The organism is Neisseria perflava (assembly GCF_002863305.2).
GTDB lineage: Bacteria > Pseudomonadota > Gammaproteobacteria > Burkholderiales > Neisseriaceae > Neisseria > Neisseria perflava_A.
This window is the reverse complement of sequence record NZ_CP136962.1, coordinates 2111626-2124298: the sequence shown is the minus strand read 5'-3', so window position 1 is coordinate 2124298 and position 12673 is coordinate 2111626. Positions and strand designations below refer to the sequence as shown.

Genomic DNA, 12673 nt, shown 5'->3' with positions numbered 1-12673 from the left:
TGAGTTTTAAAACCCAATATTTCCTTTTTAATAGTTTTTAGTTTCTCAATGATTTAGGCCGTCTGAAAATGAAACATGGCCTGCCTTTTGATTAAGAAAGATTTTATTTTCAGACGGCCTCTACCGCGCCCAACTCCAGCAATACCTGAAAACCGTCATTGATATACCGCGAATCGGGCATTTCTAAAAATGGAATAATACCAACAAAATGCGCGCAATTTTCGGGTCGATAGGCAGGTGCGCCATTTGTTCGCCGAGGCGGGTCAGGCGATAGCGGGGTTGGATTGGCGTTAGTATTGAAAGTTTTTTGCTTCGCAAAAGCTCGTTTTTAAACGGCATATTGGTATTTTTGATGGAGAGCATTTTATATTTCGCATGGTGTTTGTGGGATGTACTCCATGTACACCGTATTTTATGAGATGGATTGATAATTTAGAATTTAGAAGCATAAAGTTAGCTTAGGAATTTCTCCATGCTACATCATATCCATTACTATTTTTCAAACAACATTTAATTATCAAACAAATCTTCTTGCTTGGGCGGATATTTATCTGTATCTGGCGTTTTAATTATTTTATCTATCAAGTCAATCAAATCATTTGTATAATTTAGTCCCGTGTCCTTTCCCTTGTATTGTGTTTTAATAAAATATTTGTCAACCTCAGCCTTCTCTAAGCTGGAGTGAGGTTCATATTTCTTTTCGTTTTTGACGATGATATTGTTTTTTATTAGAAACTGGTGTAAATCCTTTACGCTAGTAAAATCTTTTATTCCTTCTTTTTGAAAATATTCAAGAATTTCAGAAGTAGTATAGCCAACATTTTCTCGGTAAATAAATTCTATTTCAGGAATAATGCACTTATCTTTCGGTAAGAATCGTTGTTCCTTACTTAAATAAACAACTATTTTTTTATTCAATTTTAATGCACGAATAATATTGGTAAAACTGCCTTTGCTTTTACCGTCCCATATGATCAAGCTGTAATCGCTATCTTCTGACATTTGTTTATCTTTAAATTGTTGCCGTTCGCGTTCTTTTTTCACATCATCAGAAACATTAATTGTTTCTATTCTAAATTTACGAGAAGAAATATTTCTTGGTTCTGGGTAAATAGAATAGACAGTAATGTTATCGTAATCTTTATCTTTAAAGAAATTCTGTATTAAACAATCAATACCAGAAGCATCTCCAACCAATACCTGCATATTTTTCTCCATGATTTTTTCTAATCTCTTACAGACTTCTTGAGGTAAGCTCTTAATCGCAATAGAACCTGAAATAAAAACTTTTTCATTCATTATTTATTCACTCGTGTTTTAGTCAAAGTAACAACATAAACATTTTGTACACCTGCGTCTCGATACAACACGGACGCTATTTCATTGAGTGTTGACCCTGATCTGAATAAGTCATCAATAAGCAACACTTTCTTGTTTCTATACAAATTACTGTCGGTAATTTCAAAAGCACCCGATAGAGCTTCACATCTTTCATATGGTTTTTGTATGCTTTTTAGTTCGGTCGTATTTTTTATTTTTTTAATAAAATTAAAATCTATAGGCTTATGAATCTGTTCTGCTACGCCTTGTGCAATTTCATAAACAGGCTGTCTTTCTCTTTGTTTAGAAGCGGGAATAGGCAAAATCACATGTAAATAGGGCAGCACTAATCGAGTTTTCAAAAATAAAGTCATTTGTTCAATCAAAAACGATAGCTGCTCAAAATTATTATGGTATTTTAACTGATTTAATGCATAACCTAATTTGGTATAGTGATTTTCAAAATGCCCGTTTGGCAACATGATGCTGGATATTGTATGTAAGTCCAAAGCCCATCCTGCTTTCCAACTCCCATTTAATAGTTCACAATCCCCATTTTTATAATCATGAAGACTAGTTGGTTCATTTTCATCTTGGGTATTGATATCGATTACATCAAGCATCTTATGATCAAAATCAAATGATCGTCTTCTAGACATTTTTAACTCCCCTTAAAAAATAACTAAAAAAATAATTTTAGCTCAAGAAACTAAAGAAAAGGAAATATTTGATTTATTTCTAAGTCATTTCCCTATTTTCAGACGGCCTCCACCGCCCCCAATTCCAGCAATACCTGAAAACCGTCATTGATATACCGCGAATCGGGCATTTCTAAAAATGGAAATGCGGCTACGTCGCCCAAGTTCAGCGATGCCATGCGCAGGATGACGGCGGCGAGGTTACTGCGGACGATTTCTGGGTCGGTAAATTCGGGGCGGCTGTTGAAATCTTCTTCTGAAAACAGTCGGATACATACGCCTGCGGAGACGCGGCCGCAGCGGCCAGAGCGTTGGCGTGCGGCGGCTTGGGAGATTTTTTCGACATGAAGCTGCTCCACTTTCGCCCGTGCGGAATAGCGTTTGACGCGTGCGAGGCCGGTGTCGATGACGTATTTGATGCCCGGCACGGTGAGCGAGGTTTCGGCGACGTTGGTTGCCAGCACGATGCGGCGTTTTGCGCCTGAAGGGTGGAAGATTTTATGCTGTTCGGCGTGCGACAGGCGTGCGAACAGGGGCAGGATTTCGTCGTTGCGGCGCAGCGTGGATTTGCGCAGGGCTTCGGCGGCTTCGCGGATTTCGCGTTCGCCCGGTAGGAACACCAAAATATCGCCTTCGCCGTAGCGCGCCAATTCGTCTGCCGCATCGACAATTGCGTCGGTCAGCTCCACTTCCGCGTCGTCTTCGTCTTTGCTGGTCAACGGTCGGTAGAGGATTTCAACGGGATAGGTACGCCCGCTCACTTCTAAAACGGGCGCGCCGTTGAAGTGTTGGGAGAAGCGCTCTGCGTCTATCGTTGCCGAGGTGATGATGACTTTCAAATCGGGGCGGCGCGGCAGAAGTTGTTTCAAATAGCCCAAAAGGAAGTCGATGTTCAGGCTGCGTTCGTGCGCTTCGTCGATGATAATCGTGTCGTAGGCGGTGAGATAACGGTCGGTCTGGGTTTCCGCCAACAGGATGCCGTCGGTCATCAGCTTAACGCAGGCATCGCGCGAGGTGTGGTCGGTGAAGCGCACCTTATAGCCGACCGCGCTGCCGATTTCCGATTTCAGCTCTTCGGCAATCCGCTCTGCTACGGAACGCGCGGCCAAACGGCGTGGCTGGGTATGCCCGATCAAGCCTGCCGCCCCACGCCCGAGTTCCAAACAAATCTTGGGCAACTGTGTGGTTTTGCCCGAACCGGTTTCGCCACAAATAATCGTTACCTGATTTTCGGCAATGGCTTTTTTGATTTCGTCGAGTTTTTCGTGAACAGGCAGTGTGTTGTCGAATTCGGGCTTGGGCAGTTTGGACAGGCGTTGCAGATAGAGGTCATGCGATTTTTTGTATTTTTCCTCAACCTTGGCCAAGCCGCCGTATTTATTGGGGTTTTTAAAGGCAGATCGCAGAAAATGGCGGTCTTTGGAGAGGGTTTGGGTGAAATCGGGTTGCGGCATGATGGTGCAATAAATTGAATATTGTGAAAAGAATGGAATTATAGCAAAAGGCCGTCTGAAACTTGCTTGCTTTCAAGTTTCAGACGGCCTTTGTATGGATAAACCGTTTTAGTCAGCGGCGTGCCAAGGTTTTTGCATACCGGCGTGGAAACTCGGTTTTTCTCCGCCCCACAAGGTGTCGATGTCGTAGAAGTCGCGCACAGCAGGGAGCATGACGTGGACAACGAGGTCGCCTGCATCGACGAGCGTCCATTCGCCGCTGTCGCCTTCGGTGCTGAGGATTTCGAAACCGGCTTCTTTCAAATCGACGGCAACGTTGTTCGCCAGTGCTTTGACTTGGCGTGTGCTGTCGCCGCTGGCAATAATCATGCGGGCGAACAGGGAGGTTTTGTCTTGGGTTTCCAAAACAGAGATGTCTTTAGCTTTGATGTCTTCAAGGGCGTTTACGGCCACTTCGACCATTTTTTGCAGGTCTTGCAATTCTTGTTCGTTCATTATTTTCCTAGTTGAAATGTTTTCAGACGGCATTATAGCTTATCTGCCTGAATAAACGCTATTTTTCATAGAGTTTGTGTTGGCGGATGTATTGGGCGACGGGTTGCGGCAGGCCGTCTGAATGGTGCGTTTTGGCGAGATCGGCGCGGATTTGAGTGGAGCTGGTGTTGTGCAGCGGCGCGTTGAGGATGCGGACGCTGCCGTTTTGCAGGGCTTCGCCGAGCCATGCGTGCAATTCGCGCGGGGTTTTGTTGAGGTTGTCGCCTTGGCGCATGGCGATGGCGATATGGGTCTGGCGCACGAGGGTTTGCCATTTTTTCCATGTGTGCAGCTGCATCAGGCTGTCGCTGCCCATCAGCCACCACAGTTGCGCGCCGGGAAATTGCTGGCGGAAGATTTGGACGGTGTCAAACGTATAAGTCGCGCCGTCGCGGACGATGTCGCAGTCGCTGGCGGCGAATTTCGGCTCGTCGGCGATGGCGAGTTCGACCATATTGAGGCGCTCTTGTGTCGGCGTGCGCGTGCTGTCTTTGTGGTACGGGTCGCCTGCCGGCAGGAAGACGACGAGATCCAAACCGATTTCGTCGGCGAAGGCGCGGGCGATGTGGAGGTGGCCGTTGTGGATGGGGTCAAACGTGCCGCCGAATAATCCGATGTTTTTCATTTCGTGGTGGTGTCTGCGTTAGATGTTTTGGCCGTCTGAAGCAGGCAGGCTGCCGTCAACAATCAGGTTGAGCTTGCCTGTGGTCGGATGGATGACCAGGCCGTGGATGGCGATGTTGTCGGGCATCAGCGGATGTTTGCGAATCAGCTCGACGGTATGGCGCACGCTGTCTTCGACGTTGTCAAAACCGGTCAGCCAGCCGTCCAAATCGATACCGGCATTGCGCAGGGTTTCGATGCGGTCGTCGGGGATATTGCTGTCGTGTACGCGTTGGAGGAACTCTTCGGCGTGCAATCCGCGCATACCGCAGTCGTGGTGGGCAATGACCATGATTTCTTTGACTTTGAGTTCAAATACGGCCACCAACAAACTGCGCATCACCGAACCCCAAGGGTGGGTCACCAGCGCACCGGCGTTTTTGATGAGCTTGGCGTCACCGTTTTTCAAGCCCAACGCATTGGGCAGCAGCTCGATAATGCGTGCGTCCATACAGGAAAGGATGGCCAGCTCGCGGCCGGGGTATTTGTTGGTGAAATATTTTTCGTATTCGCCCGTTTCGACGAAATGTTGGTTATAGGCGAGAATTTCGCTCAATTCGCTCATGATGTGCTCGTTTCGGATGGTTTACTCTATTATAGCGGTTTTCAGGGGGTATGGTTGTTTTGCAAATTCGCCGTAAACGGCTAAAATCGACGTATCTTTAGTTCTTTTGGAGGATGCGCCATGTCTCAGTCTTTCCGTTTTGAACAAGTATTCACACCCGATGTCCACGACGAATTGTGGGATTGGGCGCAAACCAGCTATGGCGCATCCGACGATTGGTGCATTCTGTATCTCAACGGCCTGCCTTTAGGCCGTCTGAACCCATTATGGCGCGAACGCCTCAGGCAAGATTGGACAGGCAGGCAGTCAACCCTTTCAGACGGCCTGAATTTGGAAACCGACAGCTGGGCAGAAATGGGCGACAGTTTGCAAACGCTGGCGCAACAATGGCGCGAATGCGGTTGGCTCAAGGGTTGGCGCGATGAAAAGTTCGACATCTGCGACCAGTCGGGCAAGCCTTTATGCGCACTCGAACGCGCCGCCTTCCGTCCGTTCGGCCTGATGAGTCAGGCAGTTCACTTGAACGGATTGGTCGAAACAGAAAACAGTCTGCGCTTTTGGATAGGCCGCCGCAGTCCGCACAAAGCCGTCGATCCAAACAAACTCGACAACCTGACCGGCGGCGGTATCAGCAGCGGCGAGAGGCCGTCTGAAGCCGTCTGCCGCGAAGGCGAAGAAGAAGCCGGCATTCCCGCTTCGTTAACACCCCATATCCGACCGACCGCCCAAATATATAGTTTGCGCCCCGTTAATCGCGGTGTCCACAACGAAATCCTGTATATCTTCGACATCGTCCTGCCCGAAGGCTTCCAACCCGCCAACCAAGACGGCGAAGTCGCCGGTTTTGAACTGATGGACATCCCCACCCTGCTCGATGCCATGCTGGGCGGACACATGATGCACGATGCCCAGCTGGTCACGATCGAAGCCTGCCGTCGATACGGCCTGATCGACCCCAAACATCCGCTGTCCGCATGGCTCGACAGCATCCGTTGCCGACCCCATTTTTAAAGGCCGTCTGAAACCATGTTGCAACTCAAAAACATCAACAAACGCTTCGGCAGCAAAACCGTTGCCCAAGACATCAACCTAAACGTCGAAGCAGGCGAAATCCTCGCCGTACTCGGCCGCTCCGGCTGTGGCAAATCCACCCTGCTCAAAACCATCGTCGGCCTGGTGCGTCCCGACAGCGGCGAAGTCTGGCTCAACGGCGACAACATCACCGACATGCCGTCTGAAAAACGCAATATCTCGCTGATGTTTCAAGACTACGCCCTTTTGCCGCATTTAACCGCCCTCGACAACGTCGGCTTCGGCCTCAAAATGCGCCGGCTGCCCAAAGCCGAAATCGAAGAACAATCCATGCAGGCCTTGCGCGACATCGGTTTGGAACACGAAGCGCAACGCAAACCCGAAAGCCTCTCCGGCGGCGAACAACAACGCCTCGCCCTCGCACGCGCCCTCATCACGCGCCCGTCGCTATTGCTCTTGGACGAAGCCTTCTCCAGCCTCGACACCCACCTGCGCCACCACCTGCGCACCCTGACCGCCGAACGCATCCGCAGTCAAAACATCCCCGCCATCCTCGTGACCCACTCCGCCGAGGAAGCCTGCACCATGGCCGACACCATCGCCATCATGCACGAAGGCCTCATCCTCCAACACGGCACGCCGGAAACCCTTATCCGCCGCCCCGTCAACGCCCAAGCCGCCCTGCTACTCGGTTTGGCCAACACCGGCGACACACGCTACATCCCCCAACACGCCATCCGATTCGACCCGAACGGCACGTCCGTCCGCATCAGCGAAGCCGTCCCCCTCGCCGAAGGCACACGCCTTACCCTCGCCCATCCGCAATACGGCGATTTGATTTGGTATCCCCACGCCGACCACGATACGGACAAACCGCAAACCGGACAGGAAATCCGCATCAGCGTGGATGAAAATCAGATTGTTTGGTTTGATTGAATGTGATGGATTAAGAAAAAGAAAAAGGCCGTCTGAAAAGCAACAAACACCGTCATTCCCGCGCAGGCGGGAATGACGGCGGATGGGTTTGGGGCGGGGGAAAGGTTTCAGGCTGCCTTGGGGAAGGGCAACCTGAAAATGGGGAGGCCATCTGAAAGAGCAGTTTCAGATGGCCTTTTGGTAGCTTGGGTTGCAAACCCAACATAAAACAGATGATTTAACGGTTTTGTTGAGCCTTGACCTAACCTACGCTTGCTTACTCTTCTATCCAATCATTGATTAAATCAGGATTTTTTTCTTCAATAGCCTGATTTATCCGCTTCATTGCTTCTTTTTTTCTAATTGCAGCCTGAGATGATTCAACCAAAATATCATAAAGGTCTTTAATTTCTGATTTACATGAGAAATCATAAGGCAAATCAAAAATTTCAAATTTATTGAGGAAACGACGCAATTTATGTCCGTCGTTTTCATCCAAATCTTTCCTTAATTTCGCCAGCCTGTCTTCAAAAACCATTGAAGCTTTTTTACTGGTTGGCTTGATAATTCCCTGTTCCAGCAGTAATTGGTATTGCTCAAAAATTTCATGTTCTTTGCGAGCAAGCTGCATACGAACAGAATCTTCAAGCCACTGGTAAAATTTATTTAAATCTGCATTGTTCTTAGTAACTTGAATCATACTTTTGGGCACCCAATGTCCGAGATATGTTTCGATTCCTTTTCGTCGTAAATTTTTTAATTCTTCAGCTTCTGCGCTATCTACGAAACTATCAAATTGAAGAAATTGTTTGCTGATTGTCTCTGCATCAATGTCAAACCCCATGCTTTTTAATTGCTCTGAGCCAATTTCCCGCCTTCCTTGCTCTGTTAATTCATAGCGGATAGCAAAATATTGCTGCAAGGTTTGCTGCCATTTATGAACAAATCTCCCTTGTGAAACAAGGGAGTATTGAAAAGTATAAGAATCTAACTTGTAAGCAGAAAAATCTTGAAGTAAGCAAACGGGAAGCTCTTGTAGGCTCTCAATAAAATTGTAAATATCGTTCAAGTTGCTACTGAGCATACCAGTCTCGTGATTGCCTCCTTTGTTTGCAAACAAACCGGCAGAGGTGAAATTGCTTGAACCGACAAAAAGAGCACCATTCGGTTCATCAAAGTTGTCAATAAGTGCTAATGCCTTTGTATGGAACAAGTTTTCAGACTCTACAACATGAAAAGACACTTGCTCATCCCCAAACAGTCTTGCCAATGGCTTAAGCAGTTTGGTTTCAATAATAGGCGTGGATAGTTTTACTACTTGTCGGGCATCAATATAAAAATTCACTTCGTAAATTTTTATATCGTTCATCAACTCCTTAACAAATTCCACTAGTTTGCTGAGCCCTTTTTCATCAGGCAGATAACAGCTTGCAATGTACAAGCCGTATTTCTTGCGTTTGTCGATTACTTCATTTAATCGGTTGATTAAAGAACTGGATTTTCCTTTTTTCTGGTTAAAGAAAACTTGTGTTTCAAACATTTTTGACTCTCCCGCAGGGTAAAATAAGGCAGCCTGAAACCTATTCCACAATTTTCAGGCTGCCTTTTACAACCAAACAATACTACCCTTTCAACTTCGCCAACTGAGTTTGCACTTTCGCCATTTTGTCTTCCAATTCCGCCAAATCGGCTTTGTCTTTTTCCACCAGATGCGCCGGTGCTTTTTCTGTGTAGCCGGGTTTGGAGAGTTTGGCGTTGAGTTTGTCCAAGGCTTTTTGCAGCTTCTCGGCTTCTTTGCTCAAACGGGCGGTTTCGGCGGCTTTGTCGATTTCGACTTTCAGCATCAGGCGCGCGCCGTTGCAGACGGCGACAGGTGCGTCTTCCGCTTCGGGCAAGCTATCCACCAGCTTGGCTTCGGTCAGTCGGGTCAGCGACGGCAAGTATTTGAGCAGGCCTTCGAGTTCTGCGCTGCCTTCGACGAAGAGCGGTGCTTTGACGTTTGGCGCGATACCCATTTCGCCGCGCAGTTTGCGCACTTCTTCCACCAAGTCTTTCAATGCGGCCATTTTATCGAAGGCCGTCTGAACGATTTTTTCTTTATCGGCTTGCGGATAGGCGGCCAACATGATGCTGTCGGCGGTTTTGGCATTCGCCAGAGGCGCAACGACCTGCCACAGCTCTTCGGTAATGAAAGGCATGATTGGGTGCAGCAGGCGCAGGATGGTTTCGAGTACGCGTACGAGGGTGCGGCGTGTGGTGCGCTGGGTTGTCGGGCAGCCGGTTTGGATTTGCACTTTTGCCAGCTCGATGTACCAGTCGCAATATTCGTTCCACACAAATTCGTACAGCGTTTGTGCGGCCAGGTCGAAGCGGTAGGTTTCAAAGGCTTCGGCAACGGCGGCTTCGGCTTGTTGCAGTTTGCCGATAATCCATTGGTCGGCGAAGGTAAACGCCAACGGCTGCATTTCGTCTTGACCGCAGTCTTTGTCTTCGGTGTTCATCAACACGAAATTGGTAGCGTTCCACAATTTATTGCAGAAATTGCGGTAGCCTTCGGCACGTTTAAAGTCGAAGTTGACCGAACGTCCCAAGCTGGCGTAGCTTGCCATGGTGAAGCGCAATGCGTCCGCGCCCATGCTCGGAATGCCTTCGGGGAAGAGTTTTTTCGTGGCTTCTTCCACTTTTGGCGCGGTTTCAGGTTTGCGCAGGCCGGTGGTACGTTTTACCAGCAGTTTTTCCAAGTCGATGCCGTCGATCAAATCCACAGGGTCGATGACGTTGCCTTCGGATTTGGACATTTTTTTGCCTTCGTGGTCGCGCACGATGCCGTGGATGTACACGTCTTTAAATGGTACTTTGCCGGTAAAGTGGGTGGTCATCATAATCATGCGCGCCACCCAGAAGAAGATGATTTCGTAGCCGGTTACCAAGACGTTGGATGGCAGGAAGGCTTTGAGTTCGTCGGTTTCAGACGGCCAGCCGAGTGTGGAAAACGGCACGAGCGCGGAGGAGAACCATGTGTCCAATACGTCTTCTTCGCGGGTCAAACCGGTTTTGCCGGCTTGTTTTTCGGCTTCTTCCTGATTGCGGGCGACATACACATTGCCTTCGTTGTCGTACCATGCAGGGATTTGATGGCCCCACCACAGTTGGCGCGAGATACACCAGTCTTGGATGTTGTTCATCCATTGGTTGTAAGTGTTGACCCAGTTTTCAGGGATAAAGCGTACCGCGCCGCTGTCGACGGCTTTTTTGGCTTTGTCGGCGAGGCTCAAGCCTTTGAATTCGCTGTCAGGCTCGCCGCCGTTTGGCGTGGCGGACATGGCGACAAACCATTGGCTGGTCAGCATCGGTTCAATCACGGAACCGGTACGGTCGCCTTTCGGCGTCATCAGCGTGTGCGGTTTGATTTCGACCAAGAAACCTTGTTCCTGCAAATCGGCAACCATTTGTTTGCGCGCGGCAAAGCGGTCTAAGCCTGCGTATTTTTCAGGCAGGGCAAAGCCTTGTTGCGCTTCGCCTTTGAAGTTGAACACTTCGGCGTTTGCCAGCACTTTGGCTTCCAAATCGAACACATTAATCAGGCGCGTGTCGTGGCGTTTGCCGACTTCGTAGTCGTTGAAGTCGTGCGCAGGCGTGATTTTCACGCAGCCTGTGCCAAAGTCTTTTTCAACGTATTCGTCGGCAATCACGGGGATAGTACGGCCGGTCAGTGGCAGGATTAATTCCTTACCGATTAAGTGGGTGTAACGTTCGTCTTCAGGGTTGACGGCAACGGCCACGTCGCCCAGCAACGTTTCAGGGCGGGTAGTCGCCACGATGACGGCTTCGGCAGGATTATCGGCCAACGGATAGCGGATGTGCCACATAGAGCCTTGTTCTTCCACGCTTTCCACTTCCAAATCCGACACTGCGGTACCCAATACCGGATCCCAGTTCACCAAGCGTTTACCGCGGTAAATCAAGCCCTGTTCAAACAGGCGCACAAACACTTCGGTCACGGTTTCGGCGCGCACGTCGTCCATCGTGAAATACTCGCGCGTCCAGTCGGCAGAGCAGCCCACGCGGCGCATTTGCTGGGTAATCGTACCGCCGGAAACTTCTTTCCATTCCCACACTTTTTCCAAGAATTTCTCACGGCCCAAGTCATGACGGGACACGTTTTGCGCGGCAAGCTGACGCTCGACCACGATTTGCGTGGCAATACCCGCGTGGTCGGTGCCCGGAATCCAGGCGGTGTTGCAGCCTTTCATGCGGTAGTAGCGGGTCAGGCCGTCCATAATGGTTTGGTTGAAGGCATGGCCCATGTGCAGCGTGCCGGTTACATTGGGCGGCGGCAGTTGAATGGAAAAAGACGGTTTGGTCAAATCCATATCAGGTTGGAAATAGCCCTGCTTTTCCCAGTTTTGATAATGTTTGGATTCGATTTCGGCTGGATTGTATTTGTCTAACATGATGGAACTTTGTGAAATTAAGGTTATTTTTGATGTGCGGATTATAACGCAAAAAGGCCGTCTGAATCATTCCAGACGGCCTTTGGCATACGGGTTTTAAAAACGGAACAATACCAGGCTGACGGCAATTACCGCCATTCCTGTTGTCAGGCCGTAAACGGTTTCATGGCCGTCTGAATAGCGCTTGGCGGCCGGCAGCAGCTCGTCCAACGCCAAAAACACCATCACGCCGGCTATCACGCCGAATACCGAACCAAACACGGCAGGCGACAAAAACGGCTGCAAAACCAAATAGCCCAAAGCCGCCCCCAAAGGTTCGGCCAAACCTGATAGCAGACACGCCCATACCGTTTTCTTACGGCTTCGGGTGGCAAAATAAACCGGCGCGGCGATAGAAATGCCCTCCGGAATATTATGGATGGCAATCGCCAAGGCCAAAGGCATCCCGACCGCCGGATTTTCCAAGGTGGCAAAAAACGTCGCCAAACCTTCGGGAAAATTGTGCGCCGTAATCGCAAACGCCGCCATCATGCCGACTCGCGCGATATGGCGGCGTTTGCTTTCTTGAAACGATGGGTCTTGCGCGTCTAAAGTTTCATGCGGGTTCGGCACCAGGCGGTCAATCAGCGCAATGCCGCCCATACCGGCCAAAAATGCCATGGTCGCCGCCGCAAACGCGTGGTCTTTATCATAAATTTCAGCGAACGCCTCACTGGATTTACTGAAAATTTCCGTCAGGGAAACATACACCATCGCACCGCCGGCAAATGCCAAACCAAACGACAACACACGCGGATTGGGCGTTTTGGAAAACATCACCAAGCCGCTGCCTAATACGGTAAACAAACCGGCAGCCAACGTGATGGAAAAGGCAACGGCCAAATTGGACATCGAAAAATCGGGCATGAGAAAACCTGCGCTAAAAGCTGGGACAGGTTCAGACTAACACTTTTTAATGCGCATGATAATAGTTATTATTTATTTTATTGATTAAATACCCGGATTTTGAAACAAAAGGCCGTCTGAAAAATAATTTTC

The 12673-nt window shown here is 49.1% G+C and carries 12 protein-coding genes; 2 read left to right on the top strand and 10 right to left on the bottom strand.

The window, feature by feature from the left end; translation table 11 throughout:
* Positions 1-183: 183 nt before the first annotated feature.
* From CYJ98_RS09995 to CYJ98_RS09965, 7 genes are all read right to left on the bottom strand, one after another.
* Positions 184-363 (bottom strand): hypothetical protein, encoded by a 180-nt coding sequence (locus CYJ98_RS09995; protein ID WP_049322454.1) that lies wholly within the window; start codon positions 361-363, stop codon positions 184-186.
* A gap of 147 nt (positions 364-510) precedes the next feature.
* Entirely contained in the window at positions 511-1299 is a 789-nt protein-coding gene (locus tag CYJ98_RS09990; protein WP_049322453.1) for a hypothetical protein, read from the bottom strand.
* Positions 1299-1943: a ComF family protein gene (locus CYJ98_RS09985; RefSeq protein ID WP_160310274.1), complete on the bottom strand. Its 645-nt coding sequence runs from the start codon at positions 1941-1943 to the stop codon at positions 1299-1301. The genes CYJ98_RS09990 and CYJ98_RS09985 overlap by 1 nt, the downstream gene beginning before the upstream one ends.
* Before the next feature lie 134 nt (positions 1944-2077).
* Positions 2078-3472: an ATP-dependent RNA helicase HrpA gene (hrpA, locus tag CYJ98_RS09980; protein WP_101756311.1), complete on the bottom strand. Its 1395-nt coding sequence runs from the start codon at positions 3470-3472 to the stop codon at positions 2078-2080.
* A 108-nt stretch (positions 3473-3580) separates the two neighbouring features.
* Positions 3581-3967, bottom strand: a complete 387-nt coding sequence (rsfS, locus tag CYJ98_RS09975; protein WP_002246503.1) for a ribosome silencing factor — start codon at positions 3965-3967, stop codon at positions 3581-3583.
* 58 nt (positions 3968-4025) lie between these two features.
* The gene (nadD, locus tag CYJ98_RS09970; RefSeq protein WP_101756310.1) at positions 4026-4631 is read right to left on the bottom strand and encodes a nicotinate-nucleotide adenylyltransferase; all 606 of its coding nucleotides are present in this window, start codon (positions 4629-4631) and stop codon (positions 4026-4028) included.
* 18 nt (positions 4632-4649) lie between these two features.
* Entirely contained in the window at positions 4650-5234 is a 585-nt protein-coding gene (locus CYJ98_RS09965; RefSeq protein ID WP_049322449.1) for a beta-class carbonic anhydrase, read from the bottom strand.
* A 120-nt stretch (positions 5235-5354) separates the two neighbouring features.
* Here CYJ98_RS09965 and CYJ98_RS09960 point away from each other — a divergent pair, with 120 nt between their 5' ends.
* The gene (locus CYJ98_RS09960; protein ID WP_101756309.1) at positions 5355-6245 is read left to right on the top strand and encodes an NUDIX hydrolase; all 891 of its coding nucleotides are present in this window, start codon (positions 5355-5357) and stop codon (positions 6243-6245) included.
* Between the two features lie 15 nt (positions 6246-6260).
* Positions 6261-7202: an ABC transporter ATP-binding protein gene (locus CYJ98_RS09955; protein ID WP_101756308.1), complete on the top strand. Its 942-nt coding sequence runs from the start codon at positions 6261-6263 to the stop codon at positions 7200-7202.
* A gap of 256 nt (positions 7203-7458) precedes the next feature.
* Here CYJ98_RS09955 and CYJ98_RS09950 read toward each other — a convergent pair whose 3' ends face one another.
* The 3 genes from CYJ98_RS09950 to zupT all read right to left on the bottom strand — a co-directional run bounded on the left by CYJ98_RS09950 (position 7459) and on the right by zupT (position 12541).
* Complete coding sequence (locus CYJ98_RS09950; protein WP_141750520.1) at positions 7459-8721, bottom strand: hypothetical protein; 1263 nt, start codon at positions 8719-8721, stop codon at positions 7459-7461.
* Positions 8722-8803: 82 nt separating this feature from the next.
* Entirely contained in the window at positions 8804-11635 is a 2832-nt protein-coding gene (locus tag CYJ98_RS09945) for a valine--tRNA ligase (RefSeq protein ID WP_101756307.1), read from the bottom strand.
* A 96-nt stretch (positions 11636-11731) separates the two neighbouring features.
* Positions 11732-12541, bottom strand: a complete 810-nt coding sequence (zupT, locus tag CYJ98_RS09940; RefSeq protein WP_002220178.1) for a zinc transporter ZupT — start codon at positions 12539-12541, stop codon at positions 11732-11734.
* Between the last annotated feature and the right edge of the window lie 132 nt (positions 12542-12673).

What these genes read in the sequence shown, in the direction of transcription:
- CYJ98_RS09995 (WP_049322454.1), bottom strand. Translation starts at nt 363, where the DNA reads ATGCTCTCCATCAAAAATACCAATATGCCGTTTAAAAACGAGCTTTTG.
- CYJ98_RS09990 (WP_049322453.1), bottom strand. Translation starts at nt 1,299, where the DNA reads ATGAATGAAAAAGTTTTTATTTCAGGTTCTATTGCGATTAAGAGCTTA.
- CYJ98_RS09985 (WP_160310274.1), bottom strand. Translation starts at nt 1,943, where the DNA reads ATGCTTGATGTAATCGATATCAATACCCAAGATGAAAATGAACCAACT.
- hrpA (WP_101756311.1), bottom strand. Translation starts at nt 3,472, where the DNA reads ATGCCGCAACCCGATTTCACCCAAACCCTCTCCAAAGACCGCCATTTT.
- rsfS (WP_002246503.1), bottom strand. Translation starts at nt 3,967, where the DNA reads ATGAACGAACAAGAATTGCAAGACCTGCAAAAAATGGTCGAAGTGGCC.
- nadD (WP_101756310.1), bottom strand. Translation starts at nt 4,631, where the DNA reads ATGAAAAACATCGGATTATTCGGCGGCACGTTTGACCCCATCCACAAC.
- CYJ98_RS09965 (WP_049322449.1), bottom strand. Translation starts at nt 5,234, where the DNA reads ATGAGCGAATTGAGCGAAATTCTCGCCTATAACCAACATTTCGTCGAA.
- CYJ98_RS09960 (WP_101756309.1), top strand. Translation starts at nt 5,355, where the DNA reads ATGTCTCAGTCTTTCCGTTTTGAACAAGTATTCACACCCGATGTCCAC.
- CYJ98_RS09955 (WP_101756308.1), top strand. Translation starts at nt 6,261, where the DNA reads ATGTTGCAACTCAAAAACATCAACAAACGCTTCGGCAGCAAAACCGTT.
- CYJ98_RS09950 (WP_141750520.1), bottom strand. Translation starts at nt 8,721, where the DNA reads ATGTTTGAAACACAAGTTTTCTTTAACCAGAAAAAAGGAAAATCCAGT.
- CYJ98_RS09945 (WP_101756307.1), bottom strand. Translation starts at nt 11,635, where the DNA reads ATGTTAGACAAATACAATCCAGCCGAAATCGAATCCAAACATTATCAA.
- zupT (WP_002220178.1), bottom strand. Translation starts at nt 12,541, where the DNA reads ATGCCCGATTTTTCGATGTCCAATTTGGCCGTTGCCTTTTCCATCACG.